The organism is Rhodopseudomonas sp., assembly GCF_013377015.1.
In the GTDB taxonomy this organism is placed as follows: domain Bacteria; phylum Pseudomonadota; class Alphaproteobacteria; order Rhizobiales; family Xanthobacteraceae; genus JARJEH01.
Genome location: NZ_JACABA010000002.1, coordinates 440,550 through 466,908, shown reverse-complemented (window position 1 = coordinate 466,908; position 26,359 = coordinate 440,550). Strand labels below are relative to the sequence as shown.

The following is a 26,359-nucleotide window of genomic DNA, read 5'->3' as shown; positions in this document are numbered from 1 at the left end:
GACGGGCTTGGAGCATTCCGTTTGCCCGTGCATAGGTTGGATCGAGAGGGCGGCAGGATGATGCGCCAGCCGCCCAACCAGGATTCGGGAACCTCACGATGGCCGCCTCCGGCGAAGACTCCCTGATCGTGCGCTATTTCGGGCCGCTGGCGACCGATCCCGGCGCGTTCGACCTGTCCGACGACGCCGCGATCCTGAAATCCTCCGCCGACGATCTGGTGGTGACCACCGACGCTATCGTCGAGGGTGTGCATTTCCTCCCCGGTGATCCGCCCGACTCCATCGCCCGCAAGGCGCTGAGGGTGAACCTGTCGGATCTTGCCGCCAAGGGGGCCGAGCCGGCCGGCTTCCTGCTGACGCTGGCGCTGCGCGCCGCCGATGACCAATGGCTGGCGCCGTTTGCCCGCGCGCTCGGTGAGGACGCGGTGTCGTTTCGTTGCCCGCTGCTCGGCGGCGATACCGTCTCGACGCCGGGGCCGCTGATGATTTCGGTGACGGCGTTCGGCCGCACCTTGCCCGGACGGATGGTGCGGCGGAGCGGCGCCGAAGTCGGCGACCGGATCGTCGTAACCGGCACGATCGGCGACGCCACGCTCGGGCTCGACATTCTGAAAGGCGGCGCCGCGGCCACAGCGCTGGATGCCGCCGCGTGCGACACTCTGGTGCAGCGCTACCGGGTTCCGCAGCCGCGCTGCGCTCTGGCGATGGCAGTGCGCGATCACGCCAGCGCGGCGATGGATGTCTCCGACGGGTTGGCCGGCGATCTTGCCAAGCTGTGCGCGGTATCAGGGCTGTCGGCGACCATCGATGTCGGCGCGATCCCGTTGTCCCCTGGCGCGCGCAGCATGGTCGAGGCCGGCGCGGCCGGGATCGACCGGCTGCTCACCGGGGGCGACGATTACGAGATTCTGTGCACTGTTCCGGAGAATCGCTTCGAGCCCTTCGCGGCGGCGGCGCGGCTTGCCGGAATCCCGGTCACGCAAATCGGTCTCGCCGTCGCCGGCACAGGGCTGCCGCGGTTCCGGAACCGGCGGGGTGACGACATATTGCTGAAGGCATTGTCGTATAGCCATTTCTAGATGGCGCACAATGATGGTCGCCAACCGGGACGCGGCTTTCTGGATCCATGCGTTAGGCGGTTCGTCGTAAGGCTGTCTTGACACCGGCCTGGCCAAAATCAGTCAGAAAAATGACGGTTTACACCGTTCGCAGCGTTGCGCCGGGATGACGATTTTGGCATGGTCCCGCCGATTTGAGGCCGCTCTCTTGAGCAGGGCAGGCCTTGTTTTTGTGCGTCCTCCGCGCCTTGCGGTGAATGACGCGGGGCAAGATCTAGGGACGAGGCAATATCAATGACAGCATTATGGGTGATTGTGCTCTGCGGAGCGCTTTCGATCGTTTACGCCATCTGGGCGACGTCGTCGGTGCTCGGCGCCGATGCCGGCAACGCGCGGATGCAGGAAATCGCCGCGGCGGTGCGTGAGGGCGCGCAGGCTTACCTCAAGCGCCAATATATGACGATCGCCATCGTCGGCGTCGTGATCTTCGCGCTCTTGTACTACTTCCTCGGCGCGCTGGTCGCGGTGGGCTTCGTGATCGGCGCGGTGCTCTCGGGCGCCGCCGGCTTCATCGGCATGAACGTCTCGGTGCGCGCCAACGTCCGCACCGCGCAGGCGGCGACCACGTCGCTGGCCGGCGGTCTTGAACTGGCGTTCAAGGCCGGCGCCATCACCGGCATGCTGGTGGCGGGTCTGGCGCTGCTCGGCGTCACCATCTACTTCGCCTACCTGACGCATTACCTCAATCTGGCGGCCAACAGCCGCACGGTCGTGGATGCGCTGGTCGCGCTCGGCTTCGGCGCCTCGCTGATCTCGATCTTCGCCCGACTCGGCGGCGGCATCTTCACCAAGGGTGCGGACGTCGGCGGCGATCTGGTCGGCAAGGTCGAAGCCGGCATTCCGGAAGACGATCCGCGCAACCCGGCCACCATCGCCGACAACGTCGGCGACAACGTCGGCGATTGCGCCGGCATGGCCGCCGATCTGTTCGAGACCTATGCGGTGACCGCGGTCGCCACCATGGTGCTGGCGGCGATCTTCTTCGCGAACTCGCCGCATCTGGTCAACATGATGACCCTGCCGCTCGCCATCGGCGGCGTCTGCATCATCACCTCGATCATCGGCACTTTCTTCGTCAAGCTCGGTGCCAGCCAGTCCATCATGGGCGCGCTGTACAAGGGCCTGATCGCCACCGGCGTGCTGTCGCTGTTCGCGGTCGCCGGCGTGATCTACTGGCTGGTCGGCTTCGGCCCGCTCGGCGTCAAGGCCGCCTCCGGGGTGGAGTATACCGGTCTCGCGTTGTTCGAATGCGGGATCGTCGGTCTGGCCGTCACCGGCCTGATCATCTGGATCACCGAATACTACACTGGCACCGATTATCGCCCGGTGAAGTCGATCGCGGCGTCCTCGGTCACCGGCCACGGCACCAATGTGATCCAGGGTCTGGCGATTTCGATGGAGTCGACGGCGATGCCGGCGATCGTCATCATCGCCGGCATCCTGGTCACCTTCAGCCTGGCCGGCCTGTTCGGCATCGCGATCGCCACCACCACGATGCTGGCGCTGGCCGGCATGATCGTGGCGCTCGACGCCTTCGGCCCGGTCACCGACAATGCCGGCGGCATTGCCGAAATGGCCGGCCTGCCGAAGGAAGTCCGCAAGGCCACCGACGCACTCGACGCCGTCGGCAACACCACCAAGGCGGTCACCAAGGGCTACGCGATCGGCTCCGCCGGTCTCGGCGCGCTGGTGCTGTTCGCGGCCTATAACGAAGACCTGAAGTACTTCACCGCCAACGCCGCGCAGTTCCCCTATTTCAAGGGCGTGCTGCCGGACTTCTCGCTGAACAACCCCTACGTCGTGGTCGGCCTCTTGTTCGGCGGCCTGCTGCCGTATCTGTTCGGCGCGATGGGCATGACCGCGGTCGGCCGCGCCGCCGGCGCGATCGTCGAGGAAGTGCGTCGTCAGTTCCGCGAGAAGCCGGGCATCATGCAGGGCACCGACAAGCCGGATTACGGCAAGGCCGTCGACCTGCTGACCAAGGCGGCGATCAAGGAAATGATCATTCCGTCGCTGCTGCCGGTGCTGTCGCCGATCTTCGTCTACTTCGCGATCTTCGCGATCGCCGGTGGCGGCACAGCCGGCAAGTCGGCGGCGTTCTCCGCGGTCGGCGCAATGCTGCTCGGCGTGATCGTTACCGGCCTGTTCGTCGCGATCTCGATGACCTCGGGCGGCGGCGCCTGGGACAACGCCAAGAAGTACATCGAGGACGGCCATTATGGCGGCAAGGGCTCTGACGCCCACAAGGCTGCCGTCACTGGCGACACCGTCGGCGATCCCTACAAGGATACGGCGGGCCCCGCCGTCAACCCGATGATCAAGATCACCAACATCGTGGCGCTGCTGCTGCTGGCGATCCTGGCGCACTGAGCTGCGCATTCTGAACGAGACGAAAACCCCGCGGCGCGAGCCGCGGGGTTTTTGCGTTGTAGCCGGTACGAAACGAACCGAAATGCGAGGCTGTGCTTGCAGATACGCTATCCCGGATTGCGCTTCGCTGCATCCAGACTACAGATCTGATCACACGAAAGGACGACGCATGTCACTCTCATCCGCCAAGAACTACGCGCTGCGCGCGGCCAAGTCGCAGGACCAGAAGGAGGCCATCGAACTGCTCTCCAAGGCGATCCTGGAGCTTGCGGCCTCGATCGAAGATACCGATGCGAGGCTCAAGAAGATCAACAAGTCGAAGGGGTAGAGCCCGGCCCGGATGCTCCCGGCATGAACCGCCGGGCGTTGTTGAACTTCGGCGTGATGGGCAGCGACTGACAGCAGGCAGCCACGGTCCGAAGAGGTCATCATGGAGTTCGACACCACCAACTGCAATTGGTGCGGAAGCACCATCCCGATGGGCGTGACGACCTGTCCGTGCTGCGGCGGCATCCAAAGGGGCTCCGGACGCGCGAACCCGGTTCAGCCGGGAATGCTGATCGCGATTGCGCTGTCAGCGGCGGTGCTGCTGGCCTGGAACTGGTTCAAGGCCACGCCGCATTAGCCGGAGGTGACGGACTTCACCTCCATCTGCAGGCCTTCCTGGTGGCTCGACACCTCGCAAGCAGGTTCGATTCGCCACTCAATTCAGGTTTTGAAAGATTTGCTCGATCGGCGCCGGCGGCGTGATGCGGAAGGTCTCATCGAGCAGCCGATGCAATTCTGCGGCATCGGTGATCGCTCGTTCATCGACGACCCGACCGTCGCGCGCCTCGGTGATGAACCTGCGATTGACCAGCTTGTAACGGGTGTCGCGGCTCAGCCGTTCGACGATCAGATTGCTGAGAAACGGCGCCGCCGGACTGGTCGAGGTGAACCAGTTGCCAAGCTCGTAGTCCGAAGGGAATTGCGGCTCCAGGTTGAAGACGTACATCTCACGCCAGTCGTCGGGCTGCCTTGCGCTCAGCGCGTACAGGCCATCGGCTGCACTGAGCCGGTAAGTGCCCATCGCGCTGCTTTGCTCGACGTCGGTCGCAAATTGCAGCGGTGTGTCGAGCAGCCGAGCGCCGAAGCCGACATCGGCGAGGTAGGATCCATCGTCCAGATCGACCTTGAGCAACATGTGCACGCGCGGACCGAGCGGCGCCTCGGGCGGCGACATCCACCGCACGCGTCCGCTGAGGCCGGTCACCCTGAAGCCGACCGCCTCGAGCGCAGCCCTGAACAGTGCATTCTGTTCAAAGCAATATCCGCCGCGCCGGCTATCGACGAGCTTTCGCTGGACCGAGGCGAGATCGAGATCAACCGGCCGGCGCAGCAGCGGATCGAAGTTTTCGAACGGGATCGCATCGACGTGAGCCGCATGGAGCGCGGCCAGCGTCGTCAGATCCGATCGGAGCGTTCCTTGAAAGCCGATCCGTTCTAGGTAGCTGTCCAGTCGAAACCCGGCCGCCATGACACCGCTCCGGCGCCGTGGACGGGCGCGATCCGAACCCGGCTATTTGCCTATGATTGGCAAATGCTAGTGGAAGCTGAGCAGCTTGAAAAGCGGGGTGAGGTAGCTCATTTCCTGGCCGCTGGTCGGTGTGGTGCGGCTAATGAAGTCGAAAATCTTGCCGTCCTGCAGGCCGTAATTGGCGATTCGCCGGACCAGACGGTTCTGGTCGAAATAGATCGCGATTACCCGCTGGTCGGTCACCTTCTGCGGCATGAACGCCACCGGGCGCTCGGCGCGCTGTGAAATGTAATAGAACACCTCGCCGCTCAGGGTGGCCACCGTCGACGGCGTTCCCATCACGATCAGCACCTGGTCCTGGCTGGCGCCGATCGGGATTTGCTCGAGCGCGCCATTGGGTAGAATGTAGCCCTTCTGGAAGCTCTCTGAGGTGCAGCCGCTCATGCCGGCGAACAGCAGCGCCACGGCGAGGGCTGGCCCGAGCTTGCGCCAAATTGCGACTCGAGCGCGCGTCCGGTTACCGCGTTCGCCATGTTGGTTCGAAATACTCATACGGGAGCAGGCCCTATCCCCTTGCATCGCGCAAGGCGTTGACGTACCGGGCAGCAGTTCGGATTGCAATCTTCGCGGCCCGCATGGGCTCGCTTCTGGAACCCACAATGTTTTGGCCGTTCAATCGCTTCAGTAAGCCCCGGACGCCATCGCGCGGCACCATCGAGACCATCTATGGCATGATCGTGGCGCAAGCGCGAGAACCGACGTTTTATCAAGACCTCGGCGTGGCGGACACGGTTAACGGCCGTTTCGAGATGATCGTGCTGCATTTGTGGATGGTGTTGCGGCGAATCCGGGCGATCCCGGACAACAAACCGTTCGCCCAGGCGCTGTTCGACTATTTCTGCAGCGATCTGGACGCCAATCTGCGCGAATTGGGGGTCGGCGACCTGACCGTGCCGAAGCGGATGCAGGCGTTCGGCGAAGCTTTTTATGGCCGCGCCGCGGCCTATGATCAGGCGATCGCGGCGGGCCAGGACGAGTTGATCAAGGCGCTGAACAAGAATGTGCTGAACGGCTCCGGGTTTGAACAGGCGCAGCGGCTCGCGACCTATGTTGTACGGTCGGTTGCGGCGCTGGAACAGGTCGACCGGGCGCATCTCCGCACCGGGTCGTTCGGCTTTCAGCAGCCTGTGGTAGTCTGATGAACAGAGCGAGCCCAATGACGGATGCGGATAATCCCTGGAGCGTGGCGGTCACGGTGATGCAGATTCCCGAGACCGGGCTGCATCGCGAGATCGAGGCCGGCCCCGGCGAACGCGACGCCATGGCGGCGCTCGGCGGCCTGCAGAAGGTGATGGCGGCCAAAGCCACGCTGGACCTGACGCCGGTCGGCGAGGGCCGGGTGCGGGTGCAGGGCGGGGTCAAGGCCCGGGTGTGTCAGACCTGCGTGGTCACGCTCGATCCGGTTGAAAACGAGGTCGACGAGGCAATCGATTTGATTTTTGCCCCGGCGTCGCAGATTCGCGAACTGGCCGAGTCGATCGATGACGGCAGCGAGGCCGAGACCGCCGATCCGCCGGAGCCGATCGTGAAAGGCATCATCGACATCGGCCGGCTGGCGACAGACGCGCTGTTTCTGGGACTCGATCCCTATCCGCGCAAACCTGACGCGGTGTTCGAGCCGATTGTCGAACCGGTCAACCCCGACGAGCATCCGTTCGCGGCATTGAAGGCGCTCAAGACGCCGCCGAAACCGTCCCGTTCGCGGAAATCGAAGGGCGATTGATCCGCTCCGGTGGAAAATTACCGGTCTCGTTCAAACCCCACAGAATTCAACGGAATCGACGATCGGCCGGTGCCGAACAACCGGCATCTCCGACTTAAATCTGCCGGGTCAAGATGTTGTATCGGAGCCGGGAAACGCTATTGTCCCGCCCGAACGGGGTACAGCGCTGCACCTCGTCGATCGCCTCGACGGGGCCGATTTTTAGTCCGCGGCCGAGCGCTTCACGGCCGCAACACATCAGGTTTCCGGAACGTCCATGGCTCAGAAGGTTCGAATAGCGCTTGACGCCATGGGGGGCGATTTTGGGGCTTCGGTCGTCGTTCCCGGTGCGGCGATCTCGCTGACGCGTCACCCGGACTCCGAATTCCTGCTGTTCGGCGACAGCGCTTTGATCAACAAGCAGCTCGATCTGCATCCGGCGCTGAAAAAAGTGTCGCGCGTCATCCATACCGACGTCTCGGTGAGCATGAACGACAAGCCGAGCCAGGCGCTGCGTCGCGGCCGTAAGACTTCGTCGATGTGGCTGGCGATCGAGGCGGTGAAGAAGGGCGAGGCCGACGTCGCGGTGTCGGCCGGCAACACCGGGGCGCTGATGGCGATGGCGCGGTTCTGCCTGCGGATGCTGCCGGGGATCGACCGGCCGGCGATCGCGGCGATCTGGCCGACCATCCGCGGCGATTCCATCGTGCTCGACCTCGGCGCCTCGATCGGCGGCGACGCCCAGCACCTCAAGGCGCTGGCAGTCATGGGCGCCGCGACGGCGAGCGTGCTGTTCGACCTGGAACGGCCGACCGTGGGTCTGCTCAACATCGGCACCGAGGAGATCAAGGGCGGCGAGGAAATCCGCGAGGCTGCCGAATTGCTGCGGGCGATGCAGTCGCCGCAGTTCGAGTTCATCGGCTTCGTCGAGGGCGATGGCATCGGCAAGGGCGCCGCGGACGTCATCGTCTCCGAGGGCTTCAGCGGCAATATTGCGCTGAAGGCGGCCGAAGGAACTGCGCGCCAGATTACCGAGTACCTGCGCAGCGCGATGTCCAGCACGCTGATGTCCAAGATCGGCTATCTGTTCGCTCGCGGGGCGTTCCGGGCGCTGCGCGAGAAGATGGACCCCAACAAGTCGAATGGCGGGGTTTTCCTCGGCCTCAACGGCATCGTGGTCAAGAGCCACGGCGGAACCAATGCCGACGGCTTTGCCTATGCGGTCGATGTTGGCTATGAGATGGTTCGCTACGATCTCCTGACCAAGATCAATCAAACGCTCAATCGTGACGGCGGCGCACTGGCTCAGGCGAAGACCGCTCAGGAGGCTATCTCGTGACTGCAATACGTTCGGTGGTGCTTGGCTGCGGCGGTTATCTGCCGGAGCGGATTCTGACCAACGCCGAACTGGCAGCCAAGGTGGATACGTCCGACGAGTGGATCGTCCAGCGCACCGGGATCAGGGAACGCCACATCGCCGCAGAGGGCGAGTTCACCTCGCATCTGGCAATCCACGCGGCCAAGGCCGCACTCGCGGACGCTGGGATCGACGCCCAGCAGATCGACCTGATCGTGCTGGCGACCTCGACGCCCGACAATACATTCCCCGCCACTGCGGTGGCGGTGCAGGCCGCGCTCGGCATCAACCACGGCGCCGCCTTCGACCTGCAGGCGGTGTGTTCGGGCTTCGTGTTCGCGGTCGCCACCGCCGACAATTTCTTGCGCGGCGGTTCCTTTAAGCGTGCGCTGGTGATCGGCGCGGAAACGTTCTCGCGGATTCTCGATTGGAATGATCGCGGCACCTGCGTGCTGTTCGGCGACGGCGCCGGCGCGATCGTGCTGGAGGCGCAGGAAGGCTGGGGCACCAGCGCCGACCGCGGCGTGCTGACCACGCATCTGCGCTCCGACGGGCGCCATAAATCGAAACTCTACGTCGACGGCGGCCCGTCCTCGACCCAGACGGTCGGCCATCTGCGGATGGAAGGTCGCGAAGTGTTCAAGCACGCCGTCGGCATGATCACCGGGGTGATCGTCGATGCGTTCGAGGCCAGCGGCACCAACGCCGAGCAGGTCGATTGGTTCGTGCCGCACCAGGCCAACAAGCGGATCATCGACGCGTCCGCGCACAAGCTTCATATTGCACCGCAAAAAGTGGTGATGACGGTCGATCGTCACGGCAACACCTCGGCGGCCTCGATTCCGCTGGCGCTCGCAGCTGCGGTCGCCGATGGCCGCATCAAGAAGGGCAATCTGGTGCTGCTGGAGGCGATGGGCGGCGGCTTCACCTGGGGCTCGGCGTTGCTGCGCTGGTAAGCGAACTGCTTAAATATTTCAGCATTTCCATTGAGTTCCATGCTAGTCTTGGAACTGGCGCTGTTGACCGCTGATCGTTTAACTCATAATTTCAGCACTCAATTTTTTCGCCGTGAGCGGGGCAGGCGATGACCGGAACCGGGAAGACAGTTACACGCGTCGATCTGTGCGAAGCGGTCTACCAAAAGGTGGGGCTGTCGCGTACGGAGTCGTCGGCCTTTGTAGAATTGGTCCTGAAGGAAATCACCGATTGCCTGGAAAAGGGCGAGACCGTGAAATTGTCTTCGTTCGGATCGTTCATGGTGCGCAAGAAGGGCCAGCGAATCGGCCGCAATCCGAAGACCGGCACCGAGGTGCCGATCTCGCCGCGGCGCGTCATGGTGTTCAAGCCGTCGGCGATCCTGAAACAAAGGATCAACGCTAACGGCTCCGGCAAGCCGGAAGCCACCGGCAACTGACGAGGAGCACGCATTTGGACAAAGCGCCGGATGCATTCCGAACCATCAGCGAAGTCGCCGACGAACTCGACATCCCTCAGCATGTCCTGAGATTCTGGGAAACCCGCTTTACCCAGATCAAGCCGATGAAGCGCAGCGGCGGCCGCCGCTATTATCGCCCCGACGACGTCGATCTGTTGAAGGGCATTCGCCGGCTGCTGTACGGCGAGGGCTACACCATCCGCGGCGTCCAGCGCATTCTCAAGGAGCACGGCATCAAGTCGGTGCAGCGGCTTGCCGACGGCTCGGCAACCGCCACCTTCGGCGCGGTGGAAGAAGCGATTGGACGCAGCGTCTCCGAAAAAGAACACGATCTCGCGCCGGGCATCGACATCGACGACGACGATTACGATGGCGAAGATGGGGGGCTCGACATTCACGCCGCGCTGCGCGAGCCGGGATTCGGGGCGGAGGTGGAGTCGGCCGCGGCCGATCGCGACAACGACGTGATCCCGGGCGTCGAGAGTTCGGCGCACCCGTTCGACGTAGTCTGGCTGCGCGGCGTGCTGGACGATCTGGTGGCCTGCCGGCAGATGCTCGACAGCGCCATGAAAGAGGGCTGACGGCGCCTGGTGCCTCGCTGCCGCATCGGCGGGTCTCGCGGCGGCAAAAGTCGGCCCGGCGCCCCTTCAGAGCCTATTCAGGACCTATCGGCTTCTTGCGCCCCGGGCCGAACGAAGCTACAGGAACGGCATCGGAGCGTGGCGCAGCCCGGTTAGCGCACTAGTCTGGGAGACTAGGGGTCGGAGGTTCAAATCCTCTCGCTCCGACCAATTTAAGCCGTTGCCTTTCCTCACCGTGGTTTTGATCCTGTTGGGGTGATTGCGACCCTCGGCCATTGCCAATCCCGGCTCCGTCGCGTCGTCGATCGAGCATCCTGAGCGGAAAACTGTGACGCGTTCTCAGTTGCTTTTCTCCCGGCAAGGATCAATCCGTGGCGCTCGCTGACGACGGGCACCAAAAACAGTCCATCAGCGAACGCCATCAGCCGACGCCACAAGTTTCGGTCGCCGCCCGCAGGGTTTGCTTCCTAATTGGACAAAAAAGTCCTAGCTTTGGTGGCTTCACGAAGGTGAGTCACCCCCATGCGATTCCGTGTCAGAAAAGCTGCCCACATCTTGGAGCGCAGCGGCCTGTCGATGGCCGGCGCGGCGAGCGGCATGTTCGTCGGCGCCCATGTCGGATCCAGCATCGCGTTGCTGACCTCGGTGGGGTTTTTGCTCACCATGATGGTCGCCGGCGCGATCGGTTTCTATCTGGGGATCGACATTCCGCGGCTTACCTTTCATCCGCCGGAGAGCGGGCTCGCCGCCGGCGCCCCGCGCGGCAAGATCGACGCGGCGGAATTTCTCAGCGCGGTCGGCACCTTTCTCGCTTCGCTGACGGCGTTCGTCTCGGTCAGCGTTGTGGTGCTGCGAACCAACCCGCATCTGTTCTGGACGGCGATCATCCTGCTGGGCTGGCTGGTCGGCGTCACCATGCAGATCGTCGCCGGCGTAATCGCACGCCGACGCGCCTAACCGCGGCGTTCGCGACCCGACCGAATCCCCTCGTCCCTGGCGCTACTTTTTACCGAGCATTCCGGTCACCGCCGCGGGGACCGGGATCTTCGCCACCAGCTGCGGCATGAACACCACTGCGGCCACCGCCAGTGCGATCAGGATCGGCAGTAGGTCGAAGCCGCTGATCTCGACCACGATCCACACCGCGCAGATCAGCGCGGCGAGCTCGGCGGCGAAATACAGCAACACCGAGGTGAAGCTCAGCGCCGGCGATTTCGACACCGGCGGCGCCATGAACGCGACGAACACCGAAAACACCATCATCACAATCAACAGCAGGAACAGAAACGCCGCGGTCTGAAGGGTTGCTGCAAGCATCGCATGCTCCTCGGTTGTCCAGAATGTTATACAAAGATAGGCCGATTCCAGCTGGCGCGGAAGATCGTCCGCTGTCCGGGTCGCACCTGACGACCAATGTCCGCGAGCCGGAATGTCGAGTTCGGCGTGGTCAAAGGGGGCTGTTGCGACGGACTCGCTTGGCCGGGAATCGCGGGCTATGGTCGCCGCAACGGGGGGCTCGAACCGTCCGGCACGACCAAGAACACCAACCCGGGAAGGACTGCGACCGTCTCATGAGGGATTTTGCCGACAGGATCGCTGTCATCACCGGAGGCGGCACCGGCATGGGCCGCGAACTCGCGCGCCAGCTCGTTGCCGAAGGCTGTAATGTCGCGATCTGCGACGTCTCCGCCACGGCGATGGCCGAGACAAAACGGCTCTGCGAAGTCGAGCGGCTGCCGCAGGGGCTGCGCATCACCACCCATCTTGCCGACGTCTCCGACGAGGAGCAGATGCGGCGGTTTCGCGACGAGGTCGCCGAGCAGCAGGAGACCGACAAGATCCATCTGTTGTTCAACAATGCCGGGATCGGCGGCGGCGGCAGCATGTTCACCAACAGCCGCGAACAATGGGAGAAGACTTTCAACATCTGCTGGGGCGGGGTCTATCTCGGCACAAGGCTGTTCCTGCCGATGCTGCTGCAGGCCGACGAGGGCCACATCGTCAACACCTCGAGCGTCAACGGCTTCTGGGCATCGATCGGGCCGAACACCCCACACACCGCCTACAGCGCCGCGAAATTCGCCGTGAAGGGATTTTCCGAAGCGCTGATGTGCGACCTGCGGCTGAACGCGCCGCACATCAAATGTTCGGTGGTGATGCCGGGACATATCGGCACCGCGATTGTCTCGAATTCCCGCAAGATCCAGAACGGCATCGACACCGACAGTCTCAGCCCGGAGGAGATCGCCGGCGCGCGCAGGCGGCTCGACGCCGGCGGCATCGATACCTCGCCGATGACCGACGACGATATCCAGGCGATGGCGCGGGAGCGGGCGCGCAGCTTCCTCGAAGAGGCGCCGACCACTGCGGCCGCGGCGGCGCGGATCATCCTCGACGGCGTCAAGACCGAGCGTTGGCGCATCCTGGTCGGCGACGATGCCCACCGCCTCGACGAGTTGGTCCGCGCCACGCCGGAGCAGGCCTATGACACGAGCTTCTATCAGAGCTTCGCCGCCGAAGTCGGCTGGAAGCTGGGTTGAGCGTTGCCCGGCGAGTTCGCCCACGATGCGCGGAGCGGCGAGAAACCAATCAAGAAGCAAATCAGCCAAGGAAGCCACGCCATGCAGCCAGCCGCCTCGCACCACCAGCTTGACCTCTCGGCCATGGTCGCCGACCTCAACGCGCTGTTGCGGCTGAAGACCACCGTGATCGGCATGACGATGTTCGCATCGATCGCCGAGATGGAAGCGATCCCGAAGATCAGGCGGCCGACCGCGATCCACACCACCGACCAGATCGTCAGCATGGCATCGCGGCTGGGCTGGACCGTCGGCATCACCGCCGACGATCTGGTCGGCGCGCAGTGCCGCGCGGTCATTGGCCTCGCGCCGCAGGATGACAAATGGCTGGCCGGCGCGAATTATGTCGGGGTCTGGCACGGCACCGCCGAGGACGCCGCCTTGCGCCAGCAGGCGCTCAGCGTAGTGCCGTTCGGCCAGTATCAGGCGATGGCGGTGTCGCCGTTGTCGAGTGGGCGGCTCGATCCGCCGGACATCTGTCTCGTCTACGCCACGCCGGGGCAGATGATCATCCTGATCAACGGCCTGCAATATACCGGCTACAAGAAGTTCGACTGGAGCGTAGTCGGAGAGACCGCCTGCGCCGATTCCTGGGGCAGGGCGCTGGCGACCGGCGAACCAAGCCTGTCGCTACCGTGCTTCGCCGAGCGCCGCTATGGCGGCGTCCCCGACGAGGAAATGCTGATGGCACTGTCGCCGGCGCAACTCGCCAAGGCGATCGTGGGCATGAAGGCGCTGGCGAAAAACGGGCTGCGCTATCCGATCGCGCCCTACGGCATCCAGGCCGACGTCCGCGCCGGGATGGGCGTGTCCTACGCGGGCAAGTAACCGAGGCGCCCGGCTGTATAGATTTGCTCACTCCGCGAGATATATCGCGAACGCCATGGAACTCTGCGGCATCGGCCGGATTGTCCCGCGCAACTAAATGCACGGAAAAGGATCTTTCGATGTTGAAGAAATTCGCTCTAGTCGCTTTCGCGGCGCTGGTTTGCAGCGCTGCTCCGGCTGCGGCCCAGGTCCGCATCGGCGACGACGGCGTCAGTATCGGCGCGCGTGATGGCTATCGCGATCGAGGCTATCGTGGCGACCGGGGTTATCGAGGCGATCGGGTGATCGTTCGTCGCGACCGCGATCGGGACTACGATCGCCGCCGCCACGGGCGCAATCGCACCGTGATCATCGAGCGCTAAGCGCATCGAGATGCAAAACAGCCCCGCGCGAGCGGGGCTGTTTTCGTTTGCGGATGTCAGGTTGGCTCAGTAGGCGTTCTCTCCCTTGATCAGCGCCAGCGGCGTCTTCAGCAGGATGTAGAGGTCGAACAGCACCGACCAGTTCTCGATGTAGTACAGGTCGAATTCGACACGCTTCTGAATCTTCTCTTCGCTGTCGACTTCGCCGCGCCAGCCATTGATCTGCGCCCAGCCGGTGATGCCGGGTTTTACCCGGTGGCGGGCGAAGTAACCGTCGACGGCTTCGTCGAACAGCCGGCTCTGCAGCTTGCCCTGCACCGCGTGGGGTCGGGGACCGACCAGCGACAGGTTGCTCTTGAATACTACGTTGAACAGCTGCGGCAGTTCGTCGAGGCTGGTCTTGCGAATGAAACGTCCAACACGCGTCACCCGCGGATCGTTCCTGGTCACCATCTTGGCGGCGAGCGGATCGGCCTGGTCGTGATACAGCGAGCGGAACTTGAACACATCGACGCGCTCATTGTTGAAGCCGAACCGCTTCTGCCGGAACAGCACCGGCCCCGGGCTGTCGAGCTTGATCGCGATCGCCACCAGCGCCATCAGCGGCGCCGCCAGGACCAGGATCAGCGCGCCGACGACGTGGTCGAACAGTCGCTTCATCACCTGGTCCCAGTCGGTGATCGGCGCCTCGAACACGTCGAGCGTCGGCACCGTGCCGAGATAGGAATAGGCACGCGGCCGGAACCGCAGCTTGTTGGTGTGGGCGGAGAGCCGGATGTCGACCGGCAGCACCCATAGCTTCTTCAGCATCTGCAGAATCCGAGTCTCGGCCGAGATCGGCAGCGCGAACAGCACCAGGTCGACCCGGGTGCGGCGGGCGAATTCGACGATGTCGTCGATCTTGCCAAGCTTCGGACTGCCGCCGCAGGTGTCGAGCGCACGAGCATCGTTGCGGTCGTCGAACACGCCGAGAATGTCGAGGTCGGAATCGGCGTCCTGCTTCAACGCCTCGATCAGCTTCTCGCCGTTCTCGTCGGAGCCGACGATGATGGTGCGGCGGTCGAGCCGACCTTCGCGTGCCCAGCGCCGCACCATGCCGCGCAGGATCAGTCGTTCGGCGATCAGCGCGGCGAGCCCGACAAGGAAAAATGACGACAGCCAGAATCGTGAAATCTCGCCGCCGAGTTTGGCGAAGAACGATGCGCCGATGAACAGCAGGAACACGAACGACCACGCCGAGATCATCCGCGTCATCTGTCGCAGCGTGCCGCGAAATACCTGGACTTGGTAGATGTCGGCAGCCTGGAAGCAGACCACGGCGGTCGTGGTCATGCCGAGAATGGCGGCGATGTAGTCCCATCTGAAGCCGTCGAGCCGCGCGACGTAGCCGAGGTACAGCGCGATGCCGACGAGCGCGATCAATCCGAAGTCGGCCAGGCGGACGAAACCGGCGATCACGATCGGCGAATAGGCGGCGCGCACTTTCTGATTGGTGACGGCGAGCGCGGCCGGCGACAGCCGCCGGCGGCGCTCAAGCACCGGAGGGCTGGCCTCGGCAGTCGCGGCCGCCCCCGCGGCGTCATTGATGATGGAGCGTGCGTTGATTGGTTCCACGTCACTAATCCGTTGTCGCGCAGGCATGTCGTCGCGCAGGCCAAGCGAGATCCCCACGGCGGATTTAGCGGACAAATCGGAAGAAAGAGTTATCGCGTCAAGACACGGTTAACGATTGTCGAAGGCGTCGCGATAGCCGGCCAGGACGCCCTCGACCATCGACTTCTGGGAGAAGTTCTGGAAGATTCGCTCGCGCAGCAGCCGGGCACGCTCCTGCACCGCGGCCGGGTCGTCGATCGCGGTCTCGATCGCGTCGGCCATTGCGGTTGCCAGATTCGGCGCAAACAGCGCGTCGGTGTACGGGCCGAAAATCTCGGGAATGCCGCCGACATTGGCGGCCACCATCGGGATTCCCGCCGCGGCGGCCTCGATCACCACATAGGGCATCGAATCCCCGCGCGATGGCACCACCAGCAGCCGGCCCTTGGAGAAACCATAGCGTGCCTTGACGTGACCGATGAAGCGCACCGCGTCGGTGAGGCCGAGCCGTTGGATCTGCGCCTTCAGCGTATCGAGTTCCTCGCCGTCCCCGGCCAGGGTCAACGTCACCGGCCGGCCGTCGGCGCGCAGCCGCGCCACCGCGTCGATCAACAGATCGGCACCCTTGATATGGCGAAACTCGCCGACATAGACGATGTCTGTGGCGTCGTCGGCGATGGCTACCGGATCGAACTCGCTGGCGGTGACGCCGTTGAAGACGCAGCGCACCAGTCCGGATGGGTTGCCGATCATGCGCTGATAGGTGTTGCGCGCGAATGCGCTTTCGAACAGGAACAGTTCGGTGCGGTTCATCAGGAACCGTTCCATCCGGCTGTAGAGCGCGCCTTTCAAGGTGTTTTTCGGATAGTGCAACGAGCCGCCGTGCGGGGTGTAGACCCGGATCGTGCCGTTGGGGATCGGGCTTACCCTTGTGAACACGCCGGCCTTGGCGCCGTGTCCGTGCAGCACGTCGGGCTTCAGTCGGTTGATCAGCCGGGCGAAGTGCGCCCAGACCAGAACGTCGGACGGGTTCGGTTCGCGGCGGATCGGCATTCGGTAGATGCCGAGCTTCAGCCGCGGCGCGATTTCGGCCAGCGCGGCCTCGGCGCGTTCGCCGCCGGTCAGGCTGTCAGCAATGAGTCCGATTTCATGGCCGCGATCGGCCTGCCCGTTGGCGAGATCAAGAATATGCCGGATGATTCCGCCGACCGGGGCGCGAACCGCGTGAAGGATGCGAAGCGGTTGATCGAGATTTGGCCTCATGCTCAGAACCAGCGTTCGCCGACCAGCACGGTATCGCCGGGGCCAAGCGGAGTCCCGAGCGGGACCACGGCGCGAACCGCGCCGCCGCCCTCGGGATGGGTCAGGGTGACGCGGTCGCGCCGGGCGCGCGGCGAGAACCCGCCGGCGATCGCCACCGCGCTCTCGACGCTCATATTCGGCACGTAGGGATATTGGCCGGGAGCGGCGACTTCGCCGAGAATGAAGAACGGCCGATAGGTCTCTATCTCGACCGCGACCGAGGGATCGCGGATGAAGCCGTTGCGCAGCCGTCCGGTGATCTCGGAAGCGAGGCCGGCGGGGGTGCGGCCGCGCGCCGGAACGCCGCCGATCAGCGGCATGGTGATCGCGCCGCCGGCGCCGATCATGTAGGTGTTGGTGAGCCCTTCCTGACCGTAGACCACGATCCGCAGTCGGTCGCCGGCGTCCAGCCGGTAGTCCGGACCATAGATCGGCACCACGAGCGGTGCGGCGGCATAGGCCGACGGCTGATAGCCGCGCTGGCCGTACGCCATCGCATCGAGATCGCTTTGCGGATTCATCATCGCGACCGGCGTGGAACGTCGCATGCAGCCCGCCAGCGCCAATGCGGCCAATAGACAGGTGATGATGGCGCGCAGGCGTTGCATCGGAGAATCCATGAGAAGTATCGACTTCGATTAAGGGTATCCATGGTTAACAAAGGGTAATCGCGGTACTTTCCGCCGCGTTCGCAGTCGCCGGGGCGAGCAAATTAACCGGGCAGCAACCTTAATCGTTTGTAATCGGACCAGTTGGAGAGATCGGTCGTCGCGTTAGGTAGGAGTGTACAATGCGGTTCGCGTTTTGGCGTGCAGGTAAGGACAAGGCGCCTCGCAACAGTTCGCCTGCCGACACGCTCGCCACGGATTCCGCGGAAAAGCCGAAGAAACCGAAGGTTGCGGCGGCCGCGGTGGTCTCGGCGCCGAACGGCGATATGGATCTTCGCCTGATCACCCAGGCACTGGGGCGCAAGAAACATCTTATCATCGGGCCGACGCTGCTGGCACTGGTGATCTCGATCGCTGCCGTCAACCTGATCACGCCGCGCTACAAATCCGAGGCCCGCATTCTGATCGACGGACGCGAGAACGTGTTCCTGCGGCCGAATGGCGAGCGCAATGAAGAGCGCAACGCGCTCGATCCCGAAGCCGTCACCAGCCAGGTGCAACTGTTGCTGTCGCGCGACCTTGCGCGTGAAATCATCAAGAAGAACAAGCTGGCCGAGCGGCCGGAATTCGATCCGGTGCTGCAGGGGCTGTCGCCGGTGAAGTCGCTGCTGGCGCTTTTCGGGATCGGCCGTGATCCGTTCTCGATGACGCCGGAAGAGCGCGTGCTCGACGCTTACTTCGACCGGCTCACCGCTTACGCTGTCGACAAATCCCGCGTCGTTGTGATCGAATTCCAGTCCCGCGATCCAGATCTGGCGGCGCGCGTCGCCAATTCGATCGCCGACGGCTATCTGGTGCTACAGCAGGGCGCGCGGCAGGCACAGGCGAAGTCGGCCGGGCAGTGGCTGTCGGGCGAGATCGACAGCCTGCGCAAGAAGGTCGGCGAGGCGGAATCTCGGGTCGAGGATTTCCGTTCGAAGTCCAGCCTGTTCATCGGTACCAACAACACCTCGCTGTCGAACCAGCAGATGGGCGAGCTGAACACGCAACTGAATAACGCGCGGGCGCTGAAGTCTGACGCGGAATCCAAGGCGCGGCTGATTCGCGAGATGCTGCAAAGCGGCAAGCCGATCGAAGCCTCCGAAGTGATGAATTCGGAGCTGACGCGCCGATTGTCCGAACAGCGCGTGACGCTGAGCGCGCAGCTCGCCGAGCAATCCTCGACGCTGCTCGACGGCCACCCGCGGATCAAGGAATTGAAGGCGCAGCTGGCGAATCTCGACCGGCAGCTGCGCGAGGAGGCGAGCAAGATTTCGCGTTCGCTCGACAATGACGCACGGATTGCTGGCGGTCGGGTCGAGGGGCTCACCGCCAGCCTCGAACAGCTGAAAAAGCAAGCGAGCTCGAGCAACGGTCAGGACGTCCAGCTCCGTGCGCTGGAACGCGAGGCCAAGGCGCAGCGCGACCTGCTGGAATCCTATCTGGCGAAGTATCGCGAGGCGACCACCCGCGAATCAATCGATGCGGCGCCCGCTGACGGCCGGATCATCTCCCGCGCCATCGTCTCCAATACGCCGGCCTATCCGAAGAAGCTGCCGATCGTGCTGATCGCCACGCTGGCGACGCTGATGCTAACCGCGGGCGGCGTCGCCACAGGCGAACTGCTGCGCATCACCCAGCCGCGCGGCCGCGACGCCGTGGCCCCCGTCAGCGCTGATCCGGTCGCCCTTCCGGTCGTTACCGCGCCGCCGGTTGCGCCCGAGCTCGCCGCGGCGCCGGTTGGCCCGGCGGTGCGCGACACCCATCCGGAGCTCGCCGCCGCGGTTGGCGAAATCGAAAGCCTGGCGCAGCAGTTGCGCGCCGCCGGTGACGCCGCGCGCAAGGTCACGGTGCTGGGCACCGGCAAGACCGAAAGCGTGACCCTGACCGCGTTGACGCTGGCGCGACTGCTGGCGCGTCACGCCAAGGTGGTGCTGGTCGATCTGTCGGAGTCCTCGGCGACGCTGAAGGCAGTTTCGGTGGATACCACGGCGCCGGGTCTGGCCGAACTGATGCTCGGCGAAGCCTCGTTCGGCCAAGTCATTACCAAGGACCGGATGTCGGGTCTGCATCTGATCAGCGCCGGCCGGCCGGGTTTCGACCGCGCGCTGCTGCAATCGCCGCGGCTGACGCTGGCGCTCGACGCGCTGCTGCGGGTCTATGATCACGTGCTGCTCGACGCCGGAACCGCGGCCGATCTGCCCGCGGAACTGCTGACCGCGCAGGCCCGCGCCATCGTGGTTCCGGATCCGGCGATGCCCGCCGAAGCGCGCACCCAGATGGCCGATCAGCTGAAGGCGATCGGCTTCTCGGCGGTGACGATGCTGAGCAAGCCGTCGCAGCCGGCCGATGCGACCGAACCGGGCGCGCGCAGCACCGTGGCGGCGTAGTCGCTAGAACGAGTCATTCCGGGGCGCGAGCCATTTGGCGAGCGAACCCGGAATCTCGACGCTAGTCGAGGTCGCGAGATTCCGGGTTTGCTTGAGCTGCGCTCTCGCGCCCCGGAATGACGGCTTCGTTAGCGCTGTAGTGCGGTGCGCAGGCGCTGGGCCATCTGCATCAGGGCCGGGGTATGCTTGACGAGGCGCTTGGCGCGCACCATCGACGACATCGCGGCGGCGGCGACCCTGCCGCGGCCGCTGAGTGCGATGAAGCTGTCAAAGATCGGCTCCTGGTCCTTGCAGAACAGCAGCTTGTATTCGTCCGAGCCGATCCCGAGATCGAGCGAGCCGTAACCGCGCTCGGCGTAGTGGTCGATGATATTGCGCATCAGGATCAGGCCGGGGCTGTAGCGCGAATTTTCCGACATCGTATAGGTGTTGAACATCATTGAGAACCGCTGACCGTCGGCGACGCCGGCGAACAGCGCGATCATCTCGTCGTCGCATTCCAGCGCATGGATATCGATCGCGTGGCCGCCGTCGGACAACGGTGCGGCGCAGGCGGCGCGGATGAAATCCTCGATCCCGGGGTCGGCGAACACGTTGGGCAGTTTTTGCGCCGCCATCCGCGCCGGCTTGATCTTGAAGAAGGCATCGAGCAACCGCTTGATGTCGGCTTCGTCACGGGCGAGGTAATAGCGGTAGCCGTCCAGCGCCTGCAGCTTGCGTTCCTTGCCCTTCAGTCGGCGGCGGAACGAATTGCTGATCCGCGCTGTGGCCGGCGCACCCGGCGCGATCGTCAGCAGCGGGCAGTCGTTGGTCGAGGCCTGATGCGGCAGCAGCGCCATCGGATTGCCGAGCGAGCGCCAGCGCAGCGGCTGCTGCGTCAGCGCGAGCACGTCGGCCTTGGCGGCGTGGCCGCGCAGCAGATCGATCAGCGCGACGACATCGCCGGCGCCGGCGGATTGGGCGAAATCGCGTCGCCACAACGGCATGTTGAAGGTCGCATGTTTGCCGCCGAGAAATCTGGCGATGCCGACGCCACGGCTGCGCTCAAGTCCCATCGGCAGCAGCAGCAGCGGCCGGCGTTCGGCGTCGGAGGCGACAACGATGAACGGCGTGAGATTTTCGTTGGTGCCGACGTGAGTTTGCCAGGCGTTGAGAAAATCGAAGCGCTGATACGGGGTCGACAACTGCTCGGGCTGTTCGAGCGCGCGCCAGATCGGCTCCGCCGCAGCCATATCGCGAAAAATTTCGACCCGCGCGATCCGGCTCACCGGTGGCGATGAGGTCCTGGCTTCCGCCGTCCGGCTCTCGATCAGCGCGGTCATCATCGTCATTGCCATGCTCGCTTTAGAGAATTCTTTACGCTTTTCGGCGTGTCGGGACCTTTGCAAAGAAATGTCAACAAAGAGTAATGACAATGCGCGAGCGGTGCATGGGGGTGTCGCGGCGCGAGGGATCTGGACTTGTCATCGGTGGAACGATTCTGGGCCGGGGCGAGGTTGCAGCTGGCCTATTTCAGCGGCGTTTCGCGGCTGGCCGAACTGGCCGGCGGCGGCGCTGGCGTCATCCTCAGATTCGAGCGGGTGCGGCCGGCGCGCAACGAGCGGTTTCAACCGCTGAAATCGCGCGAGATCACGCCGGAGTCGCTCGACCGCGTGATCCGTGCGATCCGGCGCTGGAAATGCGACCTGATTACGCTCGACGAGGTTTGCGCGCGGCTCCAGCGGCCGGAGTCGGCCGGCCGCTTCGTCTGTCTGACCTTCGACGGCGGCTATCGGGACCTGATGACGTTCGCCTATCCGGTGCTGGCGCGGCACGGCGTTCCGTTCACGGTGTACCTGCCGACGGCGTTTCCGGACGGGCTCGGCGAGGCGTGGTGGCTGGCGCTGGAGCAGGTAATAGCCGGTACCGACCGCGCCGCGCTGGTGATCGACCGCGCCGAGCGCCGCTTCGACACTGCGGCCGTCGCCGACAAGGTTCAAACCTATCATTTTCTCGGCAGCTGGCTGCGCTCGCTACCGCCGGCTGACCTGTCGATCGCAATCAACGATTTGTGCAAGCGCTACTCGGTCGACCTGGTGCGACTGTCGCGTGACGACTCGTTGAGTTGGGAAGACGTGGCGAAACTTGCCGCCGATCCCAACGTCACGATCGGCAGCGCTACCGTCAACTACCCGGTGCTGAGCCAACTGAACGACGCCGCTGCGCAGAAGGAGATCACCATGGGCCGCGCGGTGGCGCGCGCGGCGCTGGGCCGCGAGGTCGGGCATTTCGCCTATCCGTTTGGTGATCGCGGTTCGTTCAACCAGCATCACGTCCGGATCGCGGAGCAGGCCGGATTTGCCAGCGCGGTGACGGCGCTGCCGGGCCTGATCGGGCCGCGGCCGGTGAACCTGCACGCGCTGCCGCGGATCACCTGGGGCGGGCGAAACCGCTCGATGCGCGCGTTGCGGGTGATGCTGTCCGGGGTGTTGACGGACGTCGCGACACGAACTGGACGGGTGACTTAAGCGTCGGGCCGCAACATCCAGCTGATGATCGGCATCGCCGGTAGCACCCAGCCCAATCCGGCGACCACGTAATAGACGCCCTGCAGCAGCTGCGAATCCGCCAGCACCGGCAGTTGCGCCAGCGCCATCGCTAGCAGCGACCACACCACCACCAGCACCAGCAGGGCGATGGTTCCAAACAGCTTGCGGGTACGGATGGTCATGGTGAAATCGCGGGCTCGTTGCGGACGTTCTCGCAACGCCTTGCGCGTCGGAACGGCGGGACTATAAGGGGCGCGAAAATCCATTCAAGGCATGCTTTATGACCGCTGCCGCGGAGTTCCGCACATCCCGCTTTCGCGCCGTTCGGGGCTGGCTGGTGACAGTCGCGGCGCTGATCGTGCTGATGGTGCTGGTCGGCGGCGCCACCCGCCTCACCGAATCCGGACTGTCGATCGTGGAATGGAAGCCGGTCACCGGCGCGCTGCCGCCGCTGACGCAGCAGCACTGGACCGACGCGTTCGAGGCCTACAAGACCATTCCGCAATACCGCGAGCTCAATGCCGGCATGAGCCTGGCCGAGTTCAAGACCATCTTCTGGTGGGAATGGAGCCACCGAATGCTGGGGCGGGTGATCGGGATCGTCTTTCTGCTGCCGTTTCTGTGGTTCATGTGGCGCGGCGCGCTCGGCCGCGAGCTGAAGCGGGCGCTGTGGATCATCTTCGGACTCGGCGCGCTGCAGGGCGGCGTCGGCTGGTGGATGGTGGCGTCGGGGCTGTCGCAGCGCGTCGAGGTCTCGCAGGTCAGGCTGGCGACGCATCTGGTGCTGGCGCTGTTGATCTTCGCCGCGATCGTCTGGACGCTGCGGCGCCTCGCGGACAAGCCGCCGATCGTCGCGGCGGCACGGCTGAGATTCACCGCGATCGCGCTGCTGGTGCTGACCTTCGTCCAATTGTATTTCGGCGGATTGGTCGCGGGTCTGCGCGCTGGCAAGATGTTCAACACCTGGCCCGAGATCGACGGCGCGCTGATTCCGGCGGCGTCACGGCTGTGGTTCGAGCAGCCGTGGTGGAAGAACCTGTTCGACAATCATCTCACCGTGCAGTTCGATCACCGCATGCTGGCCTATACGCTGTGGACGCTGGCGCTGCTGCACGTCGTCGACGCGCTGCGGTCGCGGGCCGCGGCGCGGGGCGCGCTCTGGCTGTTCGCGGCGATGTCGCTGCAGGCCATGCTCGGCATCCTGACGCTGCTGTATCAGGTGCCGATCGGGCTGGCGCTGGCGCATCAGGCGGTCGGCGTTCTGGTGCTGGCGCTGGCGGTGGTGCAGGTCGAGCGGCTGACCGCGACGTTGCCGGCGGCGGTGTCGCGGCAGGCGCCTTTGCCGGTCGGTCAACCCGGCTGAGCGAAGATCGGCGCGCCGGCGCTGCGGCCACGGCGATTCACGTTCCTGCGCTCTTTCGCCGTTCGATATAGGCGGCGAGGACGGGCGACAGGAAGGCGAGGTTCCAGATAAATCTTGGCCATAGCGGATCGATCAGACTGCTCAGCAGCGCGATGGCGAACAGCGAAGTAGCGAACACCGGCGTGGTCAGCGTCCACCAGTCTCGTCGCGGAGCAACCGCCATCGCCCACAGCAGGGTATTGAACGCCGCGATCAGGAAAAGGTTGAAGCTGTACAGCGTGGTGACGTTGGGAGATTCGTAGTTGTTGCCATAGAGCCCGCAGCTCACCGGCAGCAGGATGATCGACAACAGGAAAAGCAGGTTGACCAGCACCTCGGGACGGGTGCCGTGGGTGGCGTAGGACAATCGGCGCTGATGGCTGTACCAGAACATTCCGGCGATGATGAAGCTGAGCAGCAGCGTCGACAGATAGGCACCGTAGACGTGCCAGATCTCGCGCCATAGCGGGTCGGGGCCGATGAACTTTTCCTTCGGCGCCTGATAGGCGAGCAGCGTCATCGCCACACCGAACACCGTGTTGCTCAGCGCCTCCAGACGCCGCAATTCGAAATGGCCGCCGCTCATCGCCGCGCTCCGGTCGCCGTCGTCGGCTTCACCCGCCGAGCGCCTGCTCGAGATCGGCGATCAGGTCTTCCTTGTCCTCGATGCCGATCGACAGCCGCACCACATTCGGCGCGGCGCCGGCGCTGGTCTTCTGCGCGTCGTCGAGCTGGCTGTGCGTGGTCGAGGCCGGATGGATCACCAGCGAGCGTGTGTCGCCGACATTGGCCAGATGCGAGAACAGCTTGAGATTGCTCACCAGATCGACGCCGGCCTGATAGCCGCCCTTGAGGCTGAAGGTGAACACCGCGCCGGCGCCCTTCGGCGCGTATTTGCGCGCGAACTTGTTGTAGGGGCTGGCGGGCAGGCCGGCATAATTGACCTCCTCGACCGCCGGATGGGTCGCGAGGAATTCGGCGATCGCCTTGGCGTTTTCGCAATGCTTCTGCATCCGCAGCGGCAGCGTCTCGATCCCGGTCAGGATCATGAACGCGTTGAACGGCGACAGCGCCGGGCCGAGGTCGCGCAGGCCGAGCACCCGGCAGGCGATCGCAAAGGCGAAATTGCCGAACGTCTCCTGGATCTTGATGCCGTGATATTCCGGCCGCGGCTCGCTCAGCATCGGATATTTGCCGTCCTTCGACCAGTCGAAGGTGCCCGCGTCGACGATGATGCCGCCGAGCGAATTGCCGTGGCCGCCGAGAAATTTGGTCAGCGAATGCACCACGATGTCGGCGCCGTGGTCGATCGGTCGGATCAGATACGGCGTCGCCAGCGTGTTGTCGACGATCAGCGGCACGCCGGCGTCGCGCGCGACCTCGGCGATCGCCTCGATGTCGGTGACGCTGCCGCTTGGGTTAGCGATCGATTCGATGAAGATCGCCTTGGTCTTCGGCGTCACCGCGGCCTTGAAGCTGGCGACGTCATCCGGGTCGGCCCACACCACGTTCCAGCCGAAACTCTGGAACGCGTGCTTGAACTGGTTGATCGAGCCGCCATAGAGTTTGCGGGCCGCGATGAATTCGTCGCCGGGTTTCAGCAACTGCTGGAACAGCACGAGCTGCGCGGCGTGGCCGGACGCCGTCGCCAACGCTGCGGTGCCGCCTTCGAGGGCGGCGACGCGCTCTTCCAGCACCGCGGTGGTCGGATTGGTGATGCGCGTGTAGATATTGCCGAACGCCTGCAGCCCGAACAATGACGCGGCGTGATCGGCGTCGTTGAACACGAACGAAGTGGTCTGGTAGATCGGCGTCACCCGCGCGCCGGTGGTCGGGTCCGGCTGAGCTCCAGCGTGCACGGCGAGGGTGGCGAATCCGGGAGTGCGTTCGGTCATGACTGATCCTGGTCTGCTCGATGGACGGGCGTTGCGCGCTATCTGATCGCAACATGGTGCAAGGTCAAGGCGCGGCAGTTCGCCGCGGAGATTTCAGCCGGTCTCGTTGCGGGTTTTCGCGGCGCGGTCGGAGGCCAGCGTATCGCCGCCGGCGACGCTGGCGCGATTTAGCGACAACCGCATGCCCTGGGTCGGCACCGGACCGCGCTTCGAACTGATGGTGCGCGAATTGACGCCCATCCAGGAAATCTCCGACGACAGCCGGCCGTATTCGATCTTGGGGCAGCGGTTCATCACCACCTTGACGCCGACGGCCTCGGCCCTGGCCGCGGCCTCGTCATTGCGGGCGCCCAATTGCATCCAGATCACCTTGGGCAGCGGCACCACCGCCAGGGCTTGCTCGACCAGCGGCATGACGTGTTCGGAGCTGCGGAAAATATCGACCATGTCGATCGGGCGCCCGATTTCCGCCAGTGAGGCGACGAACTGTTTGCCGAGCAGGGCTTTGCCGAGCTGTCCCGGGTTCACTGGGATCATGTCGTAGCCGCGCTCGGCCAGATATTTGAACGCAAAATAGCTCGGACGCACGTTCTGCGGCGACGCGCCGACCATCGCGATGGTTTTGACCGAATTGAGGATCGCGCGGATGTAGTCATCGGGATAGGAGTCGTGGTTCATCAGTTACACTCGATCA

The 26,359-nt window shown here is 64.4% G+C and carries 28 protein-coding genes and 1 tRNA gene; 18 read left to right on the top strand and 11 right to left on the bottom strand.

Features of this window, described 5'->3' with window-relative positions; translation table 11 throughout:
- Positions 1-98: 98 nt before the first annotated feature.
- The 4 genes from thiL (at position 99) to HXX15_RS10535 (ending at position 4,113) form a co-directional block, all read left to right on the top strand.
- The gene (gene thiL / locus HXX15_RS10550; RefSeq protein WP_296515830.1) at positions 99-1,079 is read left to right on the top strand and encodes a thiamine-phosphate kinase; all 981 of its coding nucleotides are present in this window, start codon (positions 99-101) and stop codon (positions 1,077-1,079) included.
- A 273-nt stretch (positions 1,080-1,352) separates the two neighbouring features.
- Complete coding sequence (locus HXX15_RS10545) at positions 1,353-3,488, top strand: sodium-translocating pyrophosphatase (RefSeq protein ID WP_296515828.1); 2,136 nt, start codon at positions 1,353-1,355, stop codon at positions 3,486-3,488.
- A gap of 169 nt (positions 3,489-3,657) precedes the next feature.
- A complete protein-coding gene (locus tag HXX15_RS10540; RefSeq protein ID WP_296515826.1) occupies positions 3,658-3,816 on the top strand; it encodes a hypothetical protein in 159 nt (52 codons plus the stop codon).
- A 102-nt stretch (positions 3,817-3,918) separates the two neighbouring features.
- The gene (locus HXX15_RS10535) at positions 3,919-4,113 is read left to right on the top strand and encodes a hypothetical protein (protein WP_296515825.1); all 195 of its coding nucleotides are present in this window, start codon (positions 3,919-3,921) and stop codon (positions 4,111-4,113) included.
- Positions 4,114-4,191: 78 nt separating this feature from the next.
- Here the strand turns inward: HXX15_RS10535 and HXX15_RS10530 are convergent, their stop codons facing one another.
- On the bottom strand, positions 4,192-5,004 hold the full coding sequence (locus HXX15_RS10530; RefSeq protein WP_296515823.1) for an arylamine N-acetyltransferase: 813 nt from the start codon (positions 5,002-5,004) through the stop codon (positions 4,192-4,194).
- Between the two features lie 66 nt (positions 5,005-5,070).
- Positions 5,071-5,556 carry an outer membrane protein assembly factor BamE gene (locus HXX15_RS10525; protein WP_296515821.1) on the bottom strand — a complete coding sequence of 162 codons (486 nt, stop codon included), beginning with the start codon at positions 5,554-5,556 and terminating at the stop codon, positions 5,071-5,073.
- 107 nt (positions 5,557-5,663) lie between these two features.
- Here HXX15_RS10525 and HXX15_RS10520 point away from each other — a divergent pair, with 107 nt between their 5' ends.
- The 8 genes from HXX15_RS10520 (at position 5,664) to HXX15_RS10485 (ending at position 11,096) form a co-directional block, all read left to right on the top strand.
- Positions 5,664-6,203, top strand: coding sequence for a ubiquinol-cytochrome C chaperone family protein (locus tag HXX15_RS10520; RefSeq protein WP_296515819.1), 540 nt, complete (start codon positions 5,664-5,666; stop codon positions 6,201-6,203).
- 17 nt (positions 6,204-6,220) lie between these two features.
- Entirely contained in the window at positions 6,221-6,787 is a 567-nt protein-coding gene (locus HXX15_RS10515) for a DUF177 domain-containing protein (protein ID WP_296515818.1), read from the top strand.
- Positions 6,788-7,043: 256 nt separating this feature from the next.
- Positions 7,044-8,105, top strand: coding sequence for a phosphate acyltransferase PlsX (gene plsX / locus HXX15_RS10510; RefSeq protein WP_296515816.1), 1,062 nt, complete (start codon positions 7,044-7,046; stop codon positions 8,103-8,105).
- Positions 8,102-9,079: a beta-ketoacyl-ACP synthase III gene (locus HXX15_RS10505; protein WP_296515813.1), complete on the top strand. Its 978-nt coding sequence runs from the start codon at positions 8,102-8,104 to the stop codon at positions 9,077-9,079. The genes plsX and HXX15_RS10505 overlap by 4 nt, the downstream gene beginning before the upstream one ends.
- A 128-nt stretch (positions 9,080-9,207) precedes the next feature.
- Positions 9,208-9,537 (top strand): integration host factor subunit alpha, encoded by a 330-nt coding sequence (locus tag HXX15_RS10500; RefSeq protein WP_296515810.1) that lies wholly within the window; start codon positions 9,208-9,210, stop codon positions 9,535-9,537.
- 14 nt (positions 9,538-9,551) lie between these two features.
- The gene (locus HXX15_RS10495; protein ID WP_296515808.1) at positions 9,552-10,139 is read left to right on the top strand and encodes a MerR family transcriptional regulator; all 588 of its coding nucleotides are present in this window, start codon (positions 9,552-9,554) and stop codon (positions 10,137-10,139) included.
- Positions 10,140-10,271: 132 nt separating this feature from the next.
- A tRNA-Pro gene (locus HXX15_RS10490) sits at positions 10,272-10,349 on the top strand.
- A 312-nt stretch (positions 10,350-10,661) separates the two neighbouring features.
- A complete protein-coding gene (locus tag HXX15_RS10485) occupies positions 10,662-11,096 on the top strand; it encodes a hypothetical protein (protein WP_296515806.1) in 435 nt (144 codons plus the stop codon).
- Between the two features lie 42 nt (positions 11,097-11,138).
- On the opposite strand, the gene HXX15_RS10480 is transcribed toward HXX15_RS10485, so the two are convergent.
- Positions 11,139-11,456 carry a hypothetical protein gene (locus HXX15_RS10480; protein WP_296515804.1) on the bottom strand — a complete coding sequence of 106 codons (318 nt, stop codon included), beginning with the start codon at positions 11,454-11,456 and terminating at the stop codon, positions 11,139-11,141.
- A gap of 254 nt (positions 11,457-11,710) precedes the next feature.
- Here HXX15_RS10480 and HXX15_RS10475 point away from each other — a divergent pair, with 254 nt between their 5' ends.
- The 3 genes from HXX15_RS10475 (at position 11,711) to HXX15_RS10465 (ending at position 13,908) form a co-directional block, all read left to right on the top strand.
- Positions 11,711-12,679, top strand: coding sequence for an SDR family oxidoreductase (locus HXX15_RS10475; protein ID WP_296515802.1), 969 nt, complete (start codon positions 11,711-11,713; stop codon positions 12,677-12,679).
- Positions 12,680-12,760: 81 nt separating this feature from the next.
- Positions 12,761-13,546, top strand: a complete 786-nt coding sequence (locus HXX15_RS10470) for a DUF169 domain-containing protein (protein ID WP_296515799.1) — start codon at positions 12,761-12,763, stop codon at positions 13,544-13,546.
- 119 nt (positions 13,547-13,665) lie between these two features.
- Positions 13,666-13,908 carry a hypothetical protein gene (locus HXX15_RS10465; protein ID WP_296515798.1) on the top strand — a complete coding sequence of 81 codons (243 nt, stop codon included), beginning with the start codon at positions 13,666-13,668 and terminating at the stop codon, positions 13,906-13,908.
- A gap of 66 nt (positions 13,909-13,974) precedes the next feature.
- Here HXX15_RS10465 and HXX15_RS10460 read toward each other — a convergent pair whose 3' ends face one another.
- From HXX15_RS10460 to HXX15_RS10450, 3 genes are all read right to left on the bottom strand, one after another.
- Entirely contained in the window at positions 13,975-15,522 is a 1,548-nt protein-coding gene (locus HXX15_RS10460) for an undecaprenyl-phosphate glucose phosphotransferase (protein ID WP_296515796.1), read from the bottom strand.
- Positions 15,523-15,630: 108 nt separating this feature from the next.
- On the bottom strand, positions 15,631-16,764 hold the full coding sequence (locus HXX15_RS10455) for a glycosyltransferase family 4 protein (protein ID WP_296515794.1): 1,134 nt from the start codon (positions 16,762-16,764) through the stop codon (positions 15,631-15,633).
- 2 nt (positions 16,765-16,766) lie between these two features.
- A complete protein-coding gene (locus HXX15_RS10450; protein ID WP_296515792.1) occupies positions 16,767-17,411 on the bottom strand; it encodes a polysaccharide biosynthesis/export family protein in 645 nt (214 codons plus the stop codon).
- 182 nt (positions 17,412-17,593) lie between these two features.
- On the opposite strand from HXX15_RS10450, the gene HXX15_RS10445 reads away from it, so the two are divergent.
- Positions 17,594-19,840: an exopolysaccharide transport family protein gene (locus HXX15_RS10445; protein WP_296515790.1), complete on the top strand. Its 2,247-nt coding sequence runs from the start codon at positions 17,594-17,596 to the stop codon at positions 19,838-19,840.
- Positions 19,841-19,968: 128 nt separating this feature from the next.
- On the opposite strand, the gene HXX15_RS10440 is transcribed toward HXX15_RS10445, so the two are convergent.
- Positions 19,969-21,171: a GNAT family N-acetyltransferase gene (locus HXX15_RS10440; RefSeq protein WP_296515788.1), complete on the bottom strand. Its 1,203-nt coding sequence runs from the start codon at positions 21,169-21,171 to the stop codon at positions 19,969-19,971.
- 129 nt (positions 21,172-21,300) lie between these two features.
- On the opposite strand from HXX15_RS10440, the gene HXX15_RS10435 reads away from it, so the two are divergent.
- On the top strand, positions 21,301-22,347 hold the full coding sequence (locus tag HXX15_RS10435; protein ID WP_296515786.1) for a polysaccharide deacetylase family protein: 1,047 nt from the start codon (positions 21,301-21,303) through the stop codon (positions 22,345-22,347).
- Here the strand turns inward: HXX15_RS10435 and HXX15_RS10430 are convergent.
- Positions 22,344-22,550 carry a DUF2842 domain-containing protein gene (locus HXX15_RS10430; protein WP_296515785.1) on the bottom strand — a complete coding sequence of 69 codons (207 nt, stop codon included), beginning with the start codon at positions 22,548-22,550 and terminating at the stop codon, positions 22,344-22,346. The genes HXX15_RS10435 and HXX15_RS10430 overlap by 4 nt on opposite strands.
- A gap of 98 nt (positions 22,551-22,648) precedes the next feature.
- On the opposite strand from HXX15_RS10430, the gene HXX15_RS10425 reads away from it, so the two are divergent.
- On the top strand, positions 22,649-23,731 hold the full coding sequence (locus HXX15_RS10425) for a COX15/CtaA family protein (protein ID WP_296515783.1): 1,083 nt from the start codon (positions 22,649-22,651) through the stop codon (positions 23,729-23,731).
- A 37-nt stretch (positions 23,732-23,768) separates the two neighbouring features.
- Here the strand turns inward: HXX15_RS10425 and HXX15_RS10420 are convergent, their stop codons facing one another.
- The 3 genes from HXX15_RS10420 to HXX15_RS10410 all read right to left on the bottom strand — a co-directional run bounded on the left by HXX15_RS10420 (position 23,769) and on the right by HXX15_RS10410 (position 26,343).
- Positions 23,769-24,356, bottom strand: a complete 588-nt coding sequence (locus tag HXX15_RS10420; RefSeq protein WP_296515781.1) for a TMEM175 family protein — start codon at positions 24,354-24,356, stop codon at positions 23,769-23,771.
- A 28-nt stretch (positions 24,357-24,384) separates the two neighbouring features.
- Complete coding sequence (locus tag HXX15_RS10415) at positions 24,385-25,665, bottom strand: O-acetylhomoserine aminocarboxypropyltransferase (RefSeq protein WP_296515779.1); 1,281 nt, start codon at positions 25,663-25,665, stop codon at positions 24,385-24,387.
- Between the two features lie 93 nt (positions 25,666-25,758).
- A complete protein-coding gene (locus tag HXX15_RS10410; RefSeq protein ID WP_296515777.1) occupies positions 25,759-26,343 on the bottom strand; it encodes a CoA-binding protein in 585 nt (194 codons plus the stop codon).
- Positions 26,344-26,359 lie beyond the last annotated feature (16 nt).

Excerpts from the sequence above, each read along its gene's own strand:
- thiL (WP_296515830.1), top strand. The coding sequence starts at position 99 with ATGGCCGCCTCCGGCGAAGACTCCCTGATCGTGCGCTATTTCGGGCCG.
- HXX15_RS10545 (WP_296515828.1), top strand. The coding sequence starts at position 1,353 with ATGACAGCATTATGGGTGATTGTGCTCTGCGGAGCGCTTTCGATCGTT.
- HXX15_RS10540 (WP_296515826.1), top strand. The coding sequence starts at position 3,658 with ATGTCACTCTCATCCGCCAAGAACTACGCGCTGCGCGCGGCCAAGTCG.
- HXX15_RS10535 (WP_296515825.1), top strand. The coding sequence starts at position 3,919 with ATGGAGTTCGACACCACCAACTGCAATTGGTGCGGAAGCACCATCCCG.
- HXX15_RS10530 (WP_296515823.1), bottom strand. The coding sequence starts at position 5,004 with ATGGCGGCCGGGTTTCGACTGGACAGCTACCTAGAACGGATCGGCTTT.
- HXX15_RS10525 (WP_296515821.1), bottom strand. The coding sequence starts at position 5,556 with ATGAGTATTTCGAACCAACATGGCGAACGCGGTAACCGGACGCGCGCT.
- HXX15_RS10520 (WP_296515819.1), top strand. The coding sequence starts at position 5,664 with ATGTTTTGGCCGTTCAATCGCTTCAGTAAGCCCCGGACGCCATCGCGC.
- HXX15_RS10515 (WP_296515818.1), top strand. The coding sequence starts at position 6,221 with ATGACGGATGCGGATAATCCCTGGAGCGTGGCGGTCACGGTGATGCAG.
- plsX (WP_296515816.1), top strand. The coding sequence starts at position 7,044 with ATGGCTCAGAAGGTTCGAATAGCGCTTGACGCCATGGGGGGCGATTTT.
- HXX15_RS10500 (WP_296515810.1), top strand. The coding sequence starts at position 9,208 with ATGACCGGAACCGGGAAGACAGTTACACGCGTCGATCTGTGCGAAGCG.
- HXX15_RS10485 (WP_296515806.1), top strand. The coding sequence starts at position 10,662 with ATGCGATTCCGTGTCAGAAAAGCTGCCCACATCTTGGAGCGCAGCGGC.
- HXX15_RS10480 (WP_296515804.1), bottom strand. The coding sequence starts at position 11,456 with ATGCTTGCAGCAACCCTTCAGACCGCGGCGTTTCTGTTCCTGCTGTTG.
- HXX15_RS10475 (WP_296515802.1), top strand. The coding sequence starts at position 11,711 with ATGAGGGATTTTGCCGACAGGATCGCTGTCATCACCGGAGGCGGCACC.
- HXX15_RS10470 (WP_296515799.1), top strand. The coding sequence starts at position 12,761 with ATGCAGCCAGCCGCCTCGCACCACCAGCTTGACCTCTCGGCCATGGTC.
- HXX15_RS10465 (WP_296515798.1), top strand. The coding sequence starts at position 13,666 with ATGTTGAAGAAATTCGCTCTAGTCGCTTTCGCGGCGCTGGTTTGCAGC.
- HXX15_RS10455 (WP_296515794.1), bottom strand. The coding sequence starts at position 16,764 with ATGAGGCCAAATCTCGATCAACCGCTTCGCATCCTTCACGCGGTTCGC.
- HXX15_RS10450 (WP_296515792.1), bottom strand. The coding sequence starts at position 17,411 with ATGCAACGCCTGCGCGCCATCATCACCTGTCTATTGGCCGCATTGGCG.
- HXX15_RS10445 (WP_296515790.1), top strand. The coding sequence starts at position 17,594 with ATGCGGTTCGCGTTTTGGCGTGCAGGTAAGGACAAGGCGCCTCGCAAC.
- HXX15_RS10440 (WP_296515788.1), bottom strand. The coding sequence starts at position 21,171 with ATGACGATGATGACCGCGCTGATCGAGAGCCGGACGGCGGAAGCCAGG.
- HXX15_RS10430 (WP_296515785.1), bottom strand. The coding sequence starts at position 22,550 with ATGACCATCCGTACCCGCAAGCTGTTTGGAACCATCGCCCTGCTGGTG.
- HXX15_RS10425 (WP_296515783.1), top strand. The coding sequence starts at position 22,649 with ATGACCGCTGCCGCGGAGTTCCGCACATCCCGCTTTCGCGCCGTTCGG.
- HXX15_RS10420 (WP_296515781.1), bottom strand. The coding sequence starts at position 24,356 with ATGAGCGGCGGCCATTTCGAATTGCGGCGTCTGGAGGCGCTGAGCAAC.
- HXX15_RS10415 (WP_296515779.1), bottom strand. The coding sequence starts at position 25,665 with ATGACCGAACGCACTCCCGGATTCGCCACCCTCGCCGTGCACGCTGGA.
- HXX15_RS10410 (WP_296515777.1), bottom strand. The coding sequence starts at position 26,343 with ATGAACCACGACTCCTATCCCGATGACTACATCCGCGCGATCCTCAAT.